This is a genomic window from Microlunatus sagamiharensis (assembly GCF_900105785.1).
Taxonomy (GTDB): domain Bacteria; phylum Actinomycetota; class Actinomycetes; order Propionibacteriales; family Propionibacteriaceae; genus Microlunatus; species Microlunatus sagamiharensis.
Genome location: NZ_LT629799.1, coordinates 4,158,609 through 4,176,498, shown reverse-complemented (window position 1 = coordinate 4,176,498; position 17,890 = coordinate 4,158,609). Strand labels below are relative to the sequence as shown.

At 75.6% G+C, this 17,890-nt stretch carries 16 protein-coding genes; 2 read left to right on the top strand and 14 right to left on the bottom strand.

Annotated elements, in window-relative coordinates:
* Positions 1-46: 46 nt before the first annotated feature.
* Together BLU42_RS19345 and BLU42_RS19340 are read left to right on the top strand one after the other, a co-directional pair.
* Positions 47-436 carry a hypothetical protein gene (locus BLU42_RS19345; protein ID WP_091078376.1) on the top strand — a complete coding sequence of 130 codons (390 nt, stop codon included), beginning with the start codon at positions 47-49 and terminating at the stop codon, positions 434-436.
* A gap of 58 nt (positions 437-494) precedes the next feature.
* Entirely contained in the window at positions 495-917 is a 423-nt protein-coding gene (locus BLU42_RS19340) for a DUF6992 family protein (RefSeq protein WP_157720100.1), read from the top strand.
* Positions 918-936: 19 nt separating this feature from the next.
* Here the strand turns inward: BLU42_RS19340 and BLU42_RS19335 are convergent, their stop codons facing one another.
* From BLU42_RS19335 to BLU42_RS19270, 14 genes are all read right to left on the bottom strand, one after another.
* The gene (locus BLU42_RS19335) at positions 937-2,349 is read right to left on the bottom strand and encodes an alpha/beta hydrolase (RefSeq protein ID WP_157720099.1); all 1,413 of its coding nucleotides are present in this window, start codon (positions 2,347-2,349) and stop codon (positions 937-939) included.
* Positions 2,350-2,576: 227 nt separating this feature from the next.
* A complete protein-coding gene (locus BLU42_RS19330; RefSeq protein WP_091078365.1) occupies positions 2,577-3,464 on the bottom strand; it encodes a PSP1 domain-containing protein in 888 nt (295 codons plus the stop codon).
* A gap of 282 nt (positions 3,465-3,746) precedes the next feature.
* Positions 3,747-4,160: a BLUF domain-containing protein gene (locus BLU42_RS19325; RefSeq protein WP_157720098.1), complete on the bottom strand. Its 414-nt coding sequence runs from the start codon at positions 4,158-4,160 to the stop codon at positions 3,747-3,749.
* A 57-nt stretch (positions 4,161-4,217) separates the two neighbouring features.
* Complete coding sequence (locus BLU42_RS19320; RefSeq protein WP_091078358.1) at positions 4,218-5,390, bottom strand: DNA polymerase III subunit delta'; 1,173 nt, start codon at positions 5,388-5,390, stop codon at positions 4,218-4,220.
* Positions 5,387-6,037 (bottom strand): dTMP kinase, encoded by a 651-nt coding sequence (tmk, locus tag BLU42_RS19315; protein ID WP_091078354.1) that lies wholly within the window; start codon positions 6,035-6,037, stop codon positions 5,387-5,389. Before tmk ends, BLU42_RS19320 begins: the two co-directional genes overlap by 4 nt.
* Entirely contained in the window at positions 6,034-7,464 is a 1,431-nt protein-coding gene (locus BLU42_RS19310; protein ID WP_157720097.1) for a CYTH domain-containing protein, read from the bottom strand. The genes tmk and BLU42_RS19310 overlap by 4 nt, the downstream gene beginning before the upstream one ends.
* 89 nt (positions 7,465-7,553) lie before the next feature.
* Positions 7,554-10,409 (bottom strand): type I DNA topoisomerase, encoded by a 2,856-nt coding sequence (gene topA / locus BLU42_RS19305; protein ID WP_231918323.1) that lies wholly within the window; start codon positions 10,407-10,409, stop codon positions 7,554-7,556.
* 120 nt (positions 10,410-10,529) lie between these two features.
* Positions 10,530-12,122 carry a DUF7059 domain-containing protein gene (locus BLU42_RS19300; RefSeq protein ID WP_091078345.1) on the bottom strand — a complete coding sequence of 531 codons (1,593 nt, stop codon included), beginning with the start codon at positions 12,120-12,122 and terminating at the stop codon, positions 10,530-10,532.
* Entirely contained in the window at positions 12,122-12,937 is an 816-nt protein-coding gene (locus BLU42_RS19295; protein WP_157720096.1) for an AMP-binding protein, read from the bottom strand. The genes BLU42_RS19300 and BLU42_RS19295 overlap by 1 nt, the downstream gene beginning before the upstream one ends.
* A gap of 164 nt (positions 12,938-13,101) precedes the next feature.
* Positions 13,102-15,453 carry a sodium-translocating pyrophosphatase gene (locus BLU42_RS19290; RefSeq protein WP_091078338.1) on the bottom strand — a complete coding sequence of 784 codons (2,352 nt, stop codon included), beginning with the start codon at positions 15,451-15,453 and terminating at the stop codon, positions 13,102-13,104.
* Positions 15,454-15,640: 187 nt separating this feature from the next.
* Entirely contained in the window at positions 15,641-16,051 is a 411-nt protein-coding gene (locus BLU42_RS19285; RefSeq protein WP_197680527.1) for an Rv3654c family TadE-like protein, read from the bottom strand.
* Entirely contained in the window at positions 16,048-16,374 is a 327-nt protein-coding gene (locus tag BLU42_RS19280) for a TadE family type IV pilus minor pilin (RefSeq protein WP_091078334.1), read from the bottom strand. Before BLU42_RS19280 ends, BLU42_RS19285 begins: the two co-directional genes overlap by 4 nt.
* A 71-nt stretch (positions 16,375-16,445) precedes the next feature.
* Positions 16,446-16,730 carry a DUF4244 domain-containing protein gene (locus BLU42_RS19275; RefSeq protein WP_231918319.1) on the bottom strand — a complete coding sequence of 95 codons (285 nt, stop codon included), beginning with the start codon at positions 16,728-16,730 and terminating at the stop codon, positions 16,446-16,448.
* A gap of 373 nt (positions 16,731-17,103) precedes the next feature.
* Positions 17,104-17,889 (bottom strand): type II secretion system F family protein, encoded by a 786-nt coding sequence (locus tag BLU42_RS19270; RefSeq protein ID WP_091078331.1) that lies wholly within the window; start codon positions 17,887-17,889, stop codon positions 17,104-17,106.
* Between the last annotated feature and the right edge of the window lies 1 nt (position 17,890).

The following is a 17,890-nucleotide window of genomic DNA, read 5'->3' as shown; positions in this document are numbered from 1 at the left end:
CAGCAGCCGCACCGGCTGACCACCGACGACGACCGAGGAGCACCCCGTGGACGACCGGACCACCCCGACGACCGCCGCCGAGCAGGCCGCGAACCCGACCTCCCCCAGCAGCGACGCCGCTGCCGCCCCGGCACGGCAGGGCTTCACGCTGCGCGGGCGCCGCTGGGCGTACGGCGCGACGCTCGCCGCCGCCGGCGTGCTCGCGGGCAGCGGGGTCACCTACGCCGTCGTCTCGACCGCCGCCCCCACGTCGGTCGTGACGAGCCAGGCCGACCGGACGGGCCAGACCGGTCCGGACGGCAGCGGTGCGCCGGGCGGGCGCGGTGCGCTCGGCGCCCCGCCGGACGCGACGGCGCCCCAGGGCCAGGCGCCCGGCGCCCAGCCCTCGACAGACGGTTCCGCGGGCAGCGGGGGCGGCACGACCGAGCCGACCTGACCGGGCTCCGCGCACCGCCCGCCCGGACCCCGTCGCCCGGTCGTGCTGTGATGCCGTGATGGATCCCTGGCGACGACAGGTCTCGCTGGCCCGGGCGACCGTGGCGTGGAGCGCGCTCAGCACCGCGGTCGGCCTCCCGCTCGCGGTGCGCACGGACCCCTGGTGGCGCGCCTTCGGGCGCCAGCAGGTCGGCTGGGCCGCGGTCGACGTCGGCGTGGTCGTGGTGGCCGGGGCGCTGCGGCGGCGGCGGATGCGACGTTCCGGCAACCCGTACGCCCCGGCGGTGCTCGCGCGGGAGCGGCGGACGCTGCGTCGGGTGCTGCTGGTCAACGCGGCGGCCGACGCGGCGTACGTCGCGGGCGGCGCCTGGCTCTGGCGCGCGAGCCCGGACGCCCCCGCCCGGGCCGGGGCCGGTGCGGGGATCGCGGTGCAGGGCGCCTTCCTGTGCGTGCACGACACGGTGCAGGCGCTGCGCGGCTGAGCGCCGTCGGCCGCGCGGATCAGCCTGCGGTGCACCGGGCGCCTGAAGCGGGCACCCGCCCCTCGTTCAGGTAGGCCTGCACGACCCGCTGCACGCACGCGCTGGAGCCGTAGCCGGTGTGGCCCTCCCCCTCGTTGGTCAGCAGCACGGCCGAGTCGAGCCGGCGGGCCATGGCGACCGCGTACTCGTACGGCGTCGCCGGGTCGCCGGTCGTGCCCACGACGAGGACGGGCCGGTCGCCCACGCGGTGCAGGTTCCGGGCCTCGGGCGCGGGGGCCACGGGCCAGAGCGGGCAGAAGACGTCGGGCCCGCTGAAGGGTCCGAGCACCGGCGCCGCCGACACGAGCGCGCGGGCCTTGCGGTCGGCGTCGGCGACGCTCGTCGCCTGGCTGTCGAGGCAGCGGATCGCGGGGAACGCGGTGGCGATGGAGCCGTAGCTCCCGTCTCGGTCGCGCTCGTTGCCGCGGTCGGCGAGGGCGAGCAGGCCGGCGCCCTGGCCACGGACCGCCTGCCCGAGCGCCTCGGCGAGACGCGGCCAGCCGCTCGTGCCGTCGTAGAGCGGGGTGAGCACGCCGGACAGCCCCAGCTGCTGGGTGAGCACCCGGTCGCCGCTCCCGGGCAGCGGGGACGCGTCGAGACGGGTGAGGAGCCGCTTGACGGTGTCGAGGACGGCGGCGCGGTCGTCGCCCAGGCCGCAGCGTTGGTCCGCGCACCAGGTGGCGAAGTGGCCGAGGGCCCGCTCGAAGCCCTGGATCTGGCTGACCTTCGACGCGTCGTCCAGGTCCACGGCCCCGTCGAGCACCATCGGACCGGTCCGCGCGGGGAACGTGTCCGCGTACTGCGCCCCGATCTGCGTGCCGTAGGAGAAGCCGAGGTAGTGCAGCCGCTCGTCGCCGACCAGGCCCCGGAGCAGGTCGAGGTCGCGCACGGTGTCGGCGGTGGAGATGTGCTCGAGCAGCGCCCCCGAGCCGGCCAGGCAGGAGCGGCCGAGGTCGCGGGCGGCGGTGTTCAGGACCGAGGCCTCCGCGTCGTCGTCGGGCGAGACGTCGAGGGAGAAGAGCCGGTCGAGGTCGGCGCCGCCCGAGCAGCGGACCGGGGTGGACCGGCCGACGCCGCGCGGGTCCCAGCTCGCCACGTCGTAGTGCTCGAGCCCCTGGGTCGGGAAGCCGCCGAGCAGCGAGAGCCCCGAGCCGCCCGGCCCGCCGGGGTTGATGAACAGCGTCCCGAGCCGGGGCGACGCTGTGGCCCGGATGCGGCCGACGACGAGGGTCAGGGCGCGCCCGTCGGGCGCCGACCAGTCGAGCGGGGCGGAGACGGAGGCGCACTCGGCGCGCTGCGAGCAGGGCTGCCAGTCGAGCCGCTGCCCGGTGTAGCGGGCCGGGCCGGAGCCGGCGGGCGGGTCGGTGACGCCGGGCGGGACGACCGCGGGCACCGGTTCGAGCGGACGGCCGTCCGCCGGGGTCGGGGCGACCGACGAGGGCGCGGTCGAGGCGGAGGGTGCCGAGGGGGCCGAGGACCCGGTGTCCGGGGACGCCGGGGACCGTGTCGGGACCGGCAGCACGCCGCACCCCGCGAGCAGGACGGCCACGACCACCAGCACGCCGAGGACCAGGACCGCCGAAGCGGTCGGCCGGCCCCGTCGGGCGGTGTGCTCCGACCTCACGCGCCCGGGTCGCCCGTGCGGCGTGCGCCCTTCGACCGGCCGGAGCCGCGGCCCTCGTACGCCTGGCGCGAGCCGCAGACGCTCGCCGCGCTGCACCTGCTCACCGCCCCGCTGTCCTTCATCCGTACGAGGACCGCGTCGGCGGGCACCTGGTGGGCGACGACGGTGCCCTCCTCCCCGTCGACCTCGACGCGGGAGCCCACGCCCGGGACGTCGCGCGCGAAGTCGGCGTAGAGGGGGTGCTCGTACTTGAGGCAGCAGAGCAGGCGACCGCAGGCCCCGGAGATCTTGAGCGGGTTCGGCGGCAGGTCCTGCGCCTTGGCCATCCGCAGGGTCACCGGCTCGAAGTCCTTGAGGAACGTCGCGCAGCACAGGTCCCGCCCGCAGCTGCCGATGCCGCCCGTCAGCCGGGCGGCGTCGCGCGACCCGACCTGGCGCAGGTCGACGCGGGAGTCGAGGCTGCGCGCGAGCTCGCCGACCAGGTTGCGGAAGTCGACGCGGTGCGGTGCGGTGAAGTAGACGACCACGAGCTGCTCGGGCGCCGTCGCGGGGTCGAGGTAGTCGATGCCGACGATCTTCATCGCCAGCCCGTGACGCTTGATCAGCCGCCGGGCGACCAGCTTGGCCTCGGCGCGGCGGCGGCGGTGCTCCGCGTCGCGCTCCAGGTCGGCGTCGGCGGCCAGGCCCGCGCAGACCGGCAGGCCGACGAACCCGCGCGCGTCGCCCGGGTCGACCCACTCCGGCGCCCACACGCACTCCGCGACCTCGGGGCCGGACTCGGTGGGCACCAGCACGCGGTCCCCGACGGCATAGCTCTGCTCGCCGGGGTCGAGGTAGTGCAGGCGTCCGTAGCGCTCGAACGACACCGCCATCACGCGGGACATGGGCGCCAGCGTACGAGGGCGGGCGAAGGCCGGGCACGTCCCACGTGCACGGAAGCCCGGCAGATGCGGGTCTGCCGGGCTTCCTCGGGTGGGCGAACTGGGGGGCAGGTGCCCACCCGCGCCAGAAACGTCTGCGCCCATCGTGCCGCAAGCGCTTGCAGCAGGGAGCCGGTTCGCTGCCTCCGTCGCGTTTCGGGGCGGTGAACTCAGTCACACCACAGGTCTGAGAGGCTCCGGCTCGGCCGAACCTCGGAGTTGCGCGAGCGCCTCGCGGGACCAGGGTCAGCGTCCGCGGTCGAAGAGCTCGAGGAGCTCACGCACGAGGCCGGCCTCGGCGCTCGACGGGCTGCTCCGCGGCGCCTGGAGCAGGTCGCTGTACCCCGGGAGGCCCACCGGTTCCTCGTCGAGGTTGTCGAAGGCCATGCTCCAGTCGGGGAACTGCCGGTCCAGCTGCTCGTGGGTGGAGACCGTGGTCACCTCGTGGTGGCGGGGGTCGCGCCGGATCGCCTCGTACAGCGGCTCCACGCGGTTGCGCTGGCCCTCGAGCAGCTGCACGAAGGTCTGGTTGCGGTACAGCAGGATGCCGGTCAGGCGTGCCGACGTGTTGTGGGTCCGGGCCTGGTGCAGCAGTCCCCTGAGGTCGTCACGCGTCATCGGCGCGACGGCCCGGCTCGTGTACACCAACGAGAAGAGCACGGGCAGCACAGTAGACGTTCCGACCCTGCGCGGGGAGCCCCTGGAGCGTCCCGGTGCTCAGGGCTCGACGAGCGCGATCATCGTCGACTCCAGCGCCAGGAGCGGCGCGACGTTGCCCTCGAGCGCGGTGCGGCACGCGAGCAGGGCGTCGATGCGGCGCAGCGTGGCCTCCGGGGTGGAGCGCTGCGCCAGCTTGGTGAGCCGGGTGGCCAGCGCCTCGTTGACCAGGGCCGCCCCCGAGCGCGTCTGCAGGCTGAGCAGGTCGCGGTAGAAGGTGGTGAGCTCGGTCAGCGCCCGGTCGATGGCGTCACGCTGGAAGCGCTTGGCCCTGGCCCGCTGCTGCTCGTCGAGCTCCTTGACCGCGGCCGCCGCCTGGCGGGGCCGGGCGCCCCGCGTCCCGAAGCCCAGCGCCTCCTCCAGCGCCGCACGCTCGCGGGCGTCGACCGTCTCCGTCGCCGCCGTGGACTCCGCGGAGCACATCTCGACCAGGCGGGCGGCGGCGGTCAGGCAGGCCGACAGGCTCGTCAGGCCGAAGGGGATCATCAAGATCTCGCGGCGCCGTTCGCGCGCGCCCTCGTCGCGGGCGAGCACCCGGGCCCGCCCCACGTGGCCCTGCGCGGCCCGCGCCGCCTCGGCGGCCAGCGCGGGCTCCACCCCGTCGCGGCTCACCAGCAGGCGGGCGACCGCGTCGGTGGTCGGCGTGGCCAGCGAGAGCAGCCGGCAGCGGGAGCGGATGGTGATCACGACGTCGTCGGGCGTCGGCGCGCAGAGGATCCAGACCGTCCCGGGGGCCGGCTCCTCCACGCTCTTGAGCAGCGCGTCGGCACCGCGCTCGGTGACCCGGTCCGCGTCCTCGACGACGATCACCTGCCGGTGCCGCAGGGTCGGGCTCATGGCGGCCCGGCGCACGAGGTCGCGGACCTCGTCGACGCCGATGGAGAGCTGCTCGGTGCGCACGAGGGTGACGTCAGGGTGGGCGCCGCTCAGCGCCGTACGGCACCCGCCGCACCTCCCGCAGCCCGCCTCGACGCCGCCGGGACGCTCGCACTGCAGCGCGGCGGCGAAGGCGCGCGCGGCGTTCGACCGGCCCGACCCCGGCGGCCCGACCACGAGCCAGGCGTGGGTCATGGCGTGGTCCTCGCCGCGCGCCGCACGGCGCAGCACCTCGACCGCGGCGTCCTGCCCCACGAGGTCGTCCCACACGGTCTTCTCGGGGGCGGCGGTGCTCACGAGGACACCTTGGCAGGGCCCTCCGACAGGAGCCGCTCCACGCGTACGCCGACGGCCTCGGCCAGCTCGTCGCGGGACCGGCGGGCGGGCAGCACGAGGTAGCGGCCCGGGTCACGCCCGGCGAGGGCCAGGAAGGAGGCGCGGGCGCGGCGGTGGAAGTCCAGCCCGGCCGACTCCAGCCGGTCGGGGTCGGTCAACGTCTCGAGGCCGGCCTCCGGGTCGAGGTCGAGCAGCACGGTGAGGTCGGGACGCAGGTCACCGGTCGCCCAGCGCGCCACCCGCTCGACCTCGTCGCCGTCGAGGACGCGCCCCGCGCCCTGGTAGGCGACCATCGAGTCGACGTAGCGGTCGCAGACGACGACGGCGCCGCGCTCCAGCGCGGGCGAGACGACCTGGTGGAGGTGCTCGGCCTTGTCGGCCGCGTACAGCAGGGCCTCGGTCCGCGGACCCACCTCGCCCCCGTCGCCGTGCAGGAGCAGTCCGCGCAGCACCGCGCCGAGGCGCGTCCCGCCCGGCTCCAGCGTCCGGACGACCTCGTGGCCCGCGCCCTCGAGGCGGCGCACGAGCAGCTCGACCTGGGTCGACTTGCCGACCCCGTCGCCGCCCTCGAAGACGACGAACGCGCCCCGGGTGCCCGCGCCGCTCACGCGCTCCGCCTCCGGACCGTCTTCGCCCAGCGCTCGACGAAGTCCTGGCGCGCCCGGCGGTCGCGCTGCCGGGTGCGCTCGTACTCGCGGCCCGCGGCGAAGGCGTCGGCCGGGGAGAGCCCGGCGACGGCGGGCGGCGCGGGCACGTCGCCCAGGCGGACGGCCTCGAGCAGCCGCGCGGGCTTGCGGAGCAGCGCGAGCGCGGCGGCCGACTCCTCCGGCAGCACGACCGACGAGGCGGTGGCGAGCCCGCGCAGGCGGGCGACCACGCCGCCGACCTGGCGCCAGGCGGCGTCGCCGGAGTCGGTGCGCAGCGGGTCGGCGACCTCGCGCAGACGCTTCGTCTCCGCCTGCAGCAGCCCGGCCAGCAGCGCGGCCGTCGGCTCGCCGCCGTCGACGACCAGCTGGGGCGAGCGGGCGGCCGAGACGAGCCGCTCGAGCACGGAGAGGTAGCGCTCGGACCGCAGCACGCCCGGGCTGACCCCGGCCGCCACGAGCCAGTCGAGGTCGTCGCGCAGGTCCTCCTCCCAGGGCCCCTCGAGGGCCGGCGCCAGACCGGCGAGCTCTCGGCGCAGCGCCGCCGCCTCCGCCGTCAGGCGGACGAGGGCGTCGTCGTCGCCGTGGCGCAGGGCCAGGTCGCAGCGCACGATCTCGCGCAGCCGGTTGCCCACCGCGGCCGCGACGAAGGCGCGGAAGGGCATCGCCGGGTCGAGCGCCTGCTCGTCGGGGATGTCGGACGGTCCGGTCGCCGGCGCGCCGAGCCGGGTGACGAGGCGCGGGAAGCGCGGGACGCGGTTGGCGCCGACGAGGCGGAAGGCCCGCTCGACCGAGGCGCGCTGGTCGGCGGTGAGCCCGGGCCCGACCGGCGTCACGGTGACCTCGCGGTAGCGGGCGGTGGTGAGGCCGCCGCGGCGCACCGTCACCTTGTCGTCGCGGAGCAGGGCGAGGGTCGAGCCGGCGTCGTCGCGCAGCGCGAACTCGCGGCGGTCGCAGTTCAGCGCCGCGACCGGGCCGAGCGTCGCCCGGCGCCGCAGCGGCCGGATGAGCGAGGTCAGCTCCTCGGGCAGGTCGGCGTCGCCCATCGGCTCGACGTGGTCCTTCGGCAGCAGCGGCCGCCAGTCGGGCGCGGTGAGGAACCACTCCCCCCGCCCGTCCAGCACCCGGTGCGCCAGCAGCACGCCGGAGCGGCTGAGGCGGTGGTCGGGCGCGTCGAGGAGGGTGACGTCGATCGTGTACGCGGCGTTGTGCCCCGCCCGTGCGACGACGTTGTGCAGCCCGACCTCGCGGTTGACCAGCCGCGGCTCCGGCGAGCTGAAGGGCACGTCGTAGAGCCGTTGGCCCGGAGGGCGTCCGGGCCGTGACGGTTCCGGCGTGTCCTCGACGAGGAGACGTACCTCCGGGCCGCCCGGCGTGCGGGCCTTGCCCACTTTGCCGGCCTTGCCCGCCTTACCCAGCTTGCCCGCCTTGAGAGGCCCGGCCGTGCCGGGACCGCCCTTCCTCGTGGAGCCCTTCGCCATCAGGAGGGCGAGGAGGACGCCGCCGCGCGGGGCTTGGCCGCCGTCTTGGCGGCAGCGGACTTCGCGGCCGGCGCCTTCTTGGCGGCGGCCTTCTTGGCCGTCGTGGTCTTGGCCGCCGACTTGGTCGCGGTCTTCTTCGCCGGCGCCCGACGCGTGGTCTTCTTCGGCGCCGGACCCTTGGCCCGCTTCTCCGCGAGCAGCTCGGCCGCGCGCTCCGCGGTCAGCGTCGCCACCTCGTCGTCGCGGCGCAGGGTCGCGTTGACCTCGCCGTCGGTGACGTACGCGCCGAAGCGCCCGTCCTTGACCACCATCGGCCTGCCCGACACCGGGTCGGGGCCCAGCTCGGCCAGCGGCGGCTTGGCCGCGGCCCGCCCGCGCTGCTTGGGCTGGGCGTAGATCGCCTCGGCCTGCTCGAGGGTGATGTCGAAGATCTCGTCCTCGCTGGTCAGCGAGCGCGAGTCCGTGCCCTTCTTCAGGTACGGGCCGTAGCGGCCGTTCTGCGCGGTGATCTCCTCGCCGTCGGCACCCACGCCGACCACGCGCGGCAGGCTCATGAGCTTGAGCGCGTCCTCGAGGGTCACGGTGTCGACGCTCATCGAGGCGAACAGCGAGCCGGTGCGCGGCTTCGCGTTCTTGGGCGCGCCCTCCTCGAGGACCTCGGTCACGTACGGCCCGAAGCGGCCCTGCTTGGCCACCACCGTGCGGTGGGTCTCGGGGTCGGTGCCGAGCTCGCGCTCCTCGCCCATCGGCTTGCTGAGCAGCTCGGTCGCCAGCTCGAGGGTGAGCTCGTCGGGCGGCAGCTCGTCGTCGACGTTGGCGCGGCGGCCCTCGGAGTCCTCGACGTAGGTGCCGTAGCGCCCGACCCGGACGACGACGTCGGAGCCGAGGTCGCCGATCGGGAAGGTCGACAGCCGTCGGGCGTCGATGTCCCCCAGCTCGGAGACGAGGCGCTGCAGGCCCTCGTGGCCGCTGGGCACCTCGACCGGCGCGGCGGGCGCGGCTGGTGCGTCCGGTCCGCTCGCGTCGACCGGCGCGGGCTTGCCGCCGGCGCCGAAGTAGAAGTCGGTGAGCACCGCGACGCGCTCGGCGTTGCCGCTCGCGATCTCGTCGAGGGTGTCCTCCATCTGCGCGGTGAACTTGTAGTCCACCAGCCCCGGGAAGTGCTCCTCCAGCAGCCGCGTGACCGCGAACGCCAGCCACGTCGGGACGAGCGCCGAGCCCTTCTTGAACACGTAGTCGCGGCTGGTGATCGTGCGGATGATCGAGGCGTACGTCGAGGGACGCCCGATCTCGAGCTCCTCGAGCTTCGCGACCAGCGACGGTTCGGTGTAGCGGGCCGGCGGCCGGGTCTCGTGGCCGGCAGGGGTCAGCGACTCCGCGCGCAGCTCCTGGTCCTCGCGCAGCTGCGGCAGGCGCGCCTGCGCGTCGTCGCCGCTGCCGCCGGGCTCGTCGGTGGACTCGACGTAGGCCTTGAGGAAGCCGTGGAAGGTGATCGTGCGGCCCGACGCCACGAAGGTGCAGCGCTCGCCGTCGGCCGGGGTCGCCTCGATGCGGACGGTGGTGGAGAAGCCCTCGGCGTCCTTCATCTGCGAGGCGATGGTGCGCATCCAGATCAGCTCGTAGAGACGGAACTGGTCGCCGCGCAGGCCGGTCTGCGCCGGGGTGCGGAAGGTGTCGCCCGCCGGGCGGACCGCCTCGTGCGCCTCCTGGGCGTTCTTGACCTTGGAGGCGTAGACGCGCGGGGCGCTCGGCAGGTAGTCGCTGCCGAACAGCTGCGTCACCTGCGCCCGTGCCGCGTTGATCGCCGTGTCGGACAGCACGGAGGAGTCCGTACGCATGTAGGTGATGAAGCCGCCCTCGTAGAGGTCCTGCGCGACCGACATCGTGCGCTGCGCGGTGAAGCCGAGCTTGCGGCCGGCCTCCTGCTGCAGCGTCGTCGTGCGGAAGGGCGCGTACGGCTTGCGCGTGTAGGGCTTGGAGTCGACCCCGGCCACCCGGAACGGCGCGGTCTCCAGCGAGGCCGCGAGCGCCCGGGTCTGGGCCTCGTCGAGGTGCACCAGCACCTCGTTCGGCCGGTTCACGAGCTGGCCGTGGCTGTCGAAGTCGCGGCCCTGCGCGACGCGGCGCTCACCGACCCGCGTCAGGCGGGCGGGGAAGTGCGGGGGCTCGGCCTCGGCACCGGCGTCGAGCACGGCGTCGAGGTCCCAGTAGGAGGCGGTGCGGAAGGCGATCCGCTCGCGCTCGCGCTCGACCACGAGGCGGGTGGCGACCGACTGCACGCGCCCGGCCGAGAGCCGGGGCATGACCTTCTTCCACAGCACCGGGGAGACCTCGTAGCCGTAGAGGCGGTCGAGGATCCGACGGGTCTCCTGCGCGTCCACCAGGTCGGTGTCGAGGTCGCGCGGGTTGGCGACGGCCTCGGCGATGGCCTTGGGGGTGATCTCGCGGAACACCATCCGCCGGGCCGGGACCTTGGGCTTGAGCTCCTGCAGCAGGTGCCAGGCGATGGCCTCGCCCTCGCGGTCGTCGTCGGTCGCCAGCAGGAGCTGGTCGACCTGGGCCAGCGCGTCCTTGAGGGAGCGCATCGTCGACTTCTTGTCGGGGTTGACCACGTAGAGCGGCTCGAAGTCGTGCTCGACGTCGACGCCGGTGCGGGCCCACTTCTCACCCTTGTACTTGGCGGGGACCTCGGCGGCACCGGTGGGCAGGTCGCGCACGTGACCGCGGCTGGACTCGACGATGTAGCCGTCGCCGAGGTAGCTCGCGATGCTCGCGACCTTGGTCGGCGACTCGACGATGACGAGGCTCCGCCCGCCTCCGCCGGTCTTCGGCCGACCTGCTGCAGCCTTGGCCACCTGTTCCTCCATCTGGTGCTCGCGCCCCTCGGGCGTGGGCGGGCACACTCTACGGCCCTGTCTACCCCTGCCGGCCGCAACGATCCGCGCGCGACGACCATTCCTCGCCGCGATCCTGCCTCACCGGGCCGACAGCGGCGCCGCCCCTCCTGCCGGGGCTCCCGCCGGCGGGCCGGCCTCCTCGAGCACTCCGTCCACCGCGAGGACCCGGACGCGGGCGACGAGCTCGGTGGCCAGCGCCCCCGCGTCCACGTCGAGCAGCCCGGCGACGGTGTCGACCAGGGTGCGCAGCGACAGGTCCCCGTCGCAGGCCCCCAGCACGCCGGCCTCCGCGGTGTCGAGCGCGACGGCGCGGCGCAGCCCCCGCTGCTGGCGCAGCACGATCGAGGACGGGTCGGCCGCCCCGGGCGCTCCCGTCGTCTCCTCGACGACGTCGGGCGCGAGGCGCCAGGCGGTGCCGAGGACCTCGTCGGCGCTGCGCCCGCGCCAGCGTCCGACGACGTCGAGCTCGCGGGCGAGCGCCGGGGCGACCGGCTGCTCCACCGCGTACGGCCAGCTCTCCAGCGTCCGGTGCGGTTCCGACCCGCCGTGCCGACGCGCGACGACCCAGCCCATCCCCACGCCCTCGATCCCGAGGTCGTCGAAGTAGGCGCACCAGGCGGCGTAGCGCTCGGCGTAGTCCGGCGCGCCGGTGAGCCCCGCGTCGGCCAGCCAGAGCTCGACGTAGGCGTACGGGTCGAGGACCTCCCGCTCGACGACGTGCAGGTCCACCTCGTCGGGCACCCAGCCCGAGACCCGGTCGCGCCAGTCCTGACCACGCACGTGCGCCCAGTTGGCCAGCACCTGGAGCAGGCCGCCGTCGGCGAGGTGGTCGACGCCCTGGCGGACCACGGCCTCGACCAGCCCGTCGGACGTGCGGGTCCCCTCGCGGTAGGTGAGGCGCTCGCCGGTCGGCGGCGACAGCACGTACGGCGGGTTGGTCACGACCAGGTCGAAGCGCTCGCCGGCCACGGGCGCGTACAGGTCGCCGTGGCGCAGGTCGACGTCGAGGCCGTTGAGGTCGGCCGTCAGCCGGGCGAGGGTCAGCGCGCGCGGGTTGAGGTCGGTGGCGACGACCTCGCGGGCGTGGTGGGCGAGGTGCAGGCTCTGCACGCCGCAGCCGGTGCCGAGGTCGAGCGCCCGCCCGACCGGCCGGCGCACGGTCAGCTGCGCCAGCGTCGAGGAGGCCGACGACACCCCGAGGACGAAGTCGGGCCGCATCGGGGTGACCCGGGTGTCGAGGCCGGGCGTGAGGTCGGAGGCGATCCAGGCGTCGTGGCCCGTGCCGGAGTCGTCGGAGGAGTAGGGGCGCAGGTCGACGAGCGCCCGCGCGGAGGTGTCGTCGGCGGCGAGGACGCCAGCGCCCACGAGCACCGGGACGAGACCGGGCAGCGCGCGGTCGAGGTCGCGGCGCGGCACCGTGTCCTGCAGCAGCCAGAGCCGGGTCAGCGTGGCGAGCGGGTCGTCGCGCCCGGCGAGGGCGAGTCGCGACGGGACGGTCGCGTTGCGGCCGAGGGCGGCGTGGGCCCGCTCCCCCACGGCGTCGACGACGGCGTCGACCTCGTAGCGGTGCGCGGTGAAGGTCTCGGTCAGCTCGGCGCACTGCTCGCGCGTGAGCAGCCGGTCGTCCGCGCCGGGCCGCAGGCCGGCGGGGGCGTTCGCGTCGGAGGCCATCAGCGCAGCTCGACGGTCGCGCCGACCAGCAGCGGCCCGAGCAGGGCGCCGTACGGCGAGGCGTCGGTCGGGTCGTCGGCGGGGGCGACGAAGCTCCCGGGGGCCCAGCCGGCTCGTGCCGCCCGGGCGGTCAGGTCGACGGTCCAGCGGTGGTCGTAGGTCCGGGCCGGGTCGGCGTCGCCCTCGCCAAGCCGCACGAGCAGGCCCGTCTCCGCCGGCAGGTCCTCGGCCCACGCCGGCTCGAACGACCCCGGCTTCATGACGACGGCCATGTCGAAGTCGCCGATCGTGGCGTCCATGGTCCCGGGCTCGGGGCGCAGCACGACCTGGTGGTCGGGCGTGCGGCCCGCGGCGAGGAGGACGCTCTGGACCGCCGCCCTGCGGGGCGCGTCGACGAGGACGACCGCCGGCCGGTCGAGCGCCGGGTCGGACCCCAGCCGGCGTACGGCTCCGGGTGCGTCGTCGAGGACGGGGACGGCGACCGCGCCGACCCGGGCGCAGGCGAGCAGGCCGATGACCAGCTCGGGCACCAGCGGCAGGGCGAGCACGACCTGCCGGCCGGGGCGCACGCCGAGCTCGCGGAACGCCCCGCCCAGCTGCGCGACCCGCTCGAGCAGCTCGGCGTAGGAGTAGGAGGAGCGCCGGCCGGCCGCGGCGAAGGGGTGCAGCAGCGCGGGCTCGTCGGCCCGGCCGCGCACGACGTGGCGGTCGAGGGCGTTGTACGCAAGGTTCAGGGAGCCGGTCGACGTCGCCGAGGGCCGGGTGAACCAGTCGGTCGCGGGGCCGCGGTCGGCGGCCGGGTCGCTCGGGGTCACGAGAGGGCTCCTCGGGTCGGGTGCGTGCGGCTGGACCGGGCGGTCGGTCACGGTCTCGGTCGTCGGTCGGCCGGTGGGTCGGCCGACGGGAAGTCTGCCGGGCCGGTGAAGCACGAAGGGACCGCTCCGACGGAGCGGCCCCTTCGGGGTGGTGCGGGTGGGGCTCAGTGCTGGTGGTCCTGCACCGGCGCGGTGACGCCGGTCTGGGCCTGCTCCTGGGTGCCGGTGCCGACCGCCGGCGTACCCGAGGAGGAGCCGTCGTCGTGCATGCCCGAGTCGCCGCGACGGGCGCTGATGACGAGCATGACGACGATGACGGCGACGGCCGCGAGGGCGATGAGGAAGCGGACCGCGCTCGGGGAGCTGCTGAGCGGCGACATCGCGACGACGGCCGGGGCGATGAGCAGGGCGACGAGGTTCATCACCTTGATCAGCGGGTTGATGGCCGGGCCGGCGGTGTCCTTGAACGGGTCGCCGACGGTGTCGCCGATGATCGTCGCCTCGTGCGCCGCGGAGCCCTTGCCGCCGTGGTTGCCGTCCTCGACGAGCTTCTTCGCGTTGTCCCAGGCGCCACCGGAGTTGGCCAGGAAGACGGCCATCAGGGTGCCACAGGCGATGGCGCCGGCGAGGTAGCCGGCGAGCGCCGGGGCGCCGAGGCCGAAGCCGACGGCGATCGGCGCGCAGATGGCCAGCAGGCCGGGCGTGGCCAGCTCGCGCTGCGAGTCGCGCGTGACGATGTCGACGACGCGGCCGTACTCGGGCTTGCCGGTGCCCTCCATGATCCCGGGGATCTCGCGGAACTGGCGGCGCACCTCGTAGACCACGGCGCCGGCCGCGCGGCTGACCGCGTTGATGGCCAGGCCGGAGAAGAGGAAGACGACCGCCGCGCCGATGATCAGGCCCACGAGGGTCTGCGGGGAGAAGACCACGGACTCGTCGACGAAGCTCTGGTAGCGCTCGAGGAGCACGCCGCGGATGGAGTCGGTGTAGGAGCCGAAGAGCGCGGTCGCCGCGAGGACGGCCGTGGCGATCGCGATGCCCTTGGTGATGGCCTTGGTGGTGTTGCCGACCGCGTCGAGCTCGGTGAGGATCTGCGCGCCCTCGCCGTGCACGTCGCCCGACATCTCGGCGATGCCCTGCGCGTTGTCGGAGACCGGGCCGAAGGTGTCCATGGCCACGATGACGCCGACCGTGGTCAGCAGCCCGCAGCCGGCGAGCGCGATGGCGAAGAGCCCGACCACGCCGGAACCGCCCACGAGGAACGCGCCGTAGACGGCGGCGCCGATGACGAGCGCGGTGTAGACCGCCGACTCGAGGCCGAGCGAGATGCCCGACAGCACGACGGTCGCGGCGCCGGTCAGCGCGGTGCGGCCGACGGTCTTGACCGGCTTGTCCTCGGTGCCGGTGTAGTAGCCCGTCAGCCTGAGGATGGCGGCCGCCAGGACGATGCCGATGATCACCGAGATGATCGCGACGAGGCGCGGGCTGCCGACCGGGGCGCTGTTGTCGACGCCGAGCTCGGCGAAGGTCGCCGGCAGGTAGACGAGGCTGGCGATCACGCTCAGGACGGCGCTGATGCCGGCCGAGAGGTAGAAGGCCCGGTTGATCGTCGTCAGGCCGTTCTCGCCGTCGCGGGGCTTGGTGAGGAAGATGCCGATCATCGCGGTGATGACGCCGATGGCCGGGATGATCAGCGGGAAGACCAGGCCGGCCTCGCCGAAGGCGGCCTTGCCGAGGATGAGCGAGGCGACCAGGGTCACCGCGTAGGACTCGAAGAGGTCAGCGGCCATGCCGGCGCAGTCGCCCACGTTGTCGCCGACGTTGTCGGCGATGGTCGCGGCGTTGCGGGGGTCGTCCTCGGGGATGCCCTGCTCGACCTTGCCGACCAGGTCCGCACCCACGTCGGCGGCCTTGGTGAAGATGCCGCCGCCCACGCGCATGAACATGGCGAGCATGGCCGCGCCGAAGCCGAAGCCCTCGAGGATCACCGGGGCGTCGCCCTGGAAGAGGAAGACGACGAGCGCGGCGCCGAGCAGGCCGAGGCCGACGGTGGCCATGCCCACGTGCGCGCCGGTGCGGAAGGCGATCTTCATCGCCGGGCTGCGGCCCTCGGCGCCCACGCGGGCGGCCGCGGCGACCCGGAGGTTGGCCCGGGTGGCCAGCCACATGCCGAGGTAGCCGATCAGGCCGGAGAAGACCGCACCGGCCAGGAAGGCGATGGACCGCGCGATGCGCAGGCCCCAGTGGGCCCCGGCCTCGTCGGTGTGGGCGGGCAGCGCCAGGAGCAGGAGGAAGGCGACGACGGCGAAGATCCCCAGGGTGCGGAACTGCCGGCTGAGGAACGCGCTGGCGCCCTCCTGCACGGCCTGGGCGATGTTCTGCATGTTCACGGTGCCGTCACCGGCGGCGAGGACCTCGCGCCGGAAGACGTACGCCATGAGCAGGGCCACGATCGCGATCACTCCGACGATGGCGACCAGCGTCAGGTTGCCGCCGGACAGCGTCGTCACGGGCATCGGGGGTCCTCCTACGAGCATTGACGGGGGACACGGGCGCACGTCGCGGTGGCGGCGATGGCCAGCCTGTGGCACAGGTCCTCGGGTTCAGACGCGAGGAGTGTAACCACAGGACGCACTGGTTCGGTGCCGCAGCAGGCGGGGCGGCGCACGCCGCTCCCGCCGCCCGGTCCGGGCGCACCCCGGCTCAGCGCACGGGACCGGCGTGCGCCCGTCCGGGCAGCGTCCGTGGCAGGCCCGGGACCCGCACGCCGACCTCGACGACGACCGCCACGCTGACCACGTAGTCGACGTCGTCGCCGACCTGGTCGCAGCTCGTGACCCGGGCCCCGTTCGCCCGCGCCAGCCGGGTCGCGGCCGGGCAGGGCGCCCGCCCTTCCGCGAAGGCGGCCGCCCCGCTCAGGGCCGCGAGGTCGGCCGCGCCACGGGCCTGGTGCCCGGCGACCAGGTAGGCCGCCGCGACGGTGGCGACCACGGCCACCACCCCGACGACGGCCATGAGGCCCACGACCAGGAGCGTGCCGCTCCCCCGCTCGTCGGCAGCGCCACGAACCGTCCCGCGGACGACGTCGCGAACGGCGCCACGGGGCCCGCTCACCAGTCGCCTCCCGGCTCCTCGGCCACCCGCGCCCGCGCCGAGAGCGGCACCGACGGCATGCCCTGGACCAGCGGCCGGGCACGGACCCGCACGACGACGGTGACGACGCCGGCCCGGGTGCTCGTGGTCACGCTCGCGCCGGGTGGGGCCGCGGCGCGCGCCATCCGCACACCCCGGGCGTCCCCGCGGGCCTCCTGGCGCGCCACGGCCGAGGCCGTGTCGACGCAGCGCAGCTCGACGACGACCAGGAAGATCCCCCAGAGCATCATCCCGAGCAGCACCAGGGCCGCGAGGGTGGCGACGGCCAGCTCGGCCGTCACCATCCCCCGCTCCCCCCGGCGCCGCACCGGCGTGCCGGGCCGCTGCGGCCCGGCACCCGCGCGACGCCCCACGCTCAGTGGGCGAACTTGAGGAAGGTGCTCAGCACCTTCAGCACGATGCCCAGGAGCGCGGCCTTCACCGCCCCGGTCGTCACCACCGCGAGCAGCACCCCCGCGATCGCGACGGCCGCGACGATGCCGACCGCCCACTCCGCGCTCACCATCCCGCGCTCACCACGGGCGTGCCGCCCGGCCCGGCCCGGCAGCGGCACGCTCGGCGCCCAGCGCACCTCCCCGGCTTCCTCGACCATCGCCGCGCACGTCCCCTCCGCCGTGCCCGCGTCCTGCACCTGCTCCATCTCGGACCTCCTCAGGTCTCCCACCCCCTCACCGGGGGTGTCGCGCCCGCGCGGACGCACCGGGAGTGTTCTCACCGACGTCGCGGACGAGCCGGTCCCTGGGCCGGCTGTGCACGGGTGCGGCCGGCGGCGAGCGCCGGTGTGGACAACCGGCAGGGACCGCACGAGCCCCGGGGCTCCCGTGGACGGCGGCGCGGCGGAGGAAGGGCGGCGAGGAGACGCCGAGACACGCCGGCCCCCTCCGGCTCGCGCTGCAGGGCGCAGCCCTGCACCCGGCTCGGCGTGACGACGACGGAGAGGCGCAGGCCGTCGGCCGGCGCGCGCAGGCCGGGCCGGCGCGCCTGGCGCGAGCCCTCGGGGCGCCCGGACCGGCTCAGAGGGACAGCGCGCGCGACAGCGCCGACGCCACGGTCGGCACCACGCCCAGGAGCAGGAAGGCGGGGATGAAGCACGTCATCAACGGCATGACGCTGCGTACGCCGACGCTGCGGGCGACGACCTGGAGCGCGGCCTGCCGGCGCTCGCGGGCCTGGACCGCGTGGTGACGCAGCGTGGTCACGAGCAGCGTCCCGGACTCGACCGAGCGCGCCAGGTCGGCCGCCGCCGGGCCGAGCTGGGCGTGGTCGGCGAGCGCCAGCCACGCGTCGGCGTCGGCGACGCCGAGGTCGGTGGCGGCGCGGACGCGGCCGAGGTCCTCCGCGACCGGCCCGTCGAAGGCGTCGGCCACGACGGCGCACGCACCCCGCACGGGCAGCCCGGCGGCGAGGCAGGACGCCATCAGCTCGAGGGCCTGGGGCGTCTGGAGCACCAGGCCCTGGCGCCGGCGACGTGCGGCCGCCGGCTCCACCCGCCCGAGCAGCACGACCGCCGCCAGGGCGACGAGGGTCGCGAGCACCGGGGCCAGCCAGCCGGGCACGCCGAGGCGGGCGGCGAGCACGGCGAGCACCAGGCCGAGCGCCGCGCCCGGCACCAGGCGCCGCCGGACGGGGACCGCGTCCGCCCGTCCCTGCCACCAGGTCCGGCGCGGACGCCGGTCGATCAGACCGTCGTCGGGGGCATGCAGGCGACGCCGCGGCGGCAGGAGGGCGAGCACGCACAGCCCGGTCGACACGGCGGCGGCGTACGCCCACGGCGACGCGGCCGCCAGGTCGGGGACCACG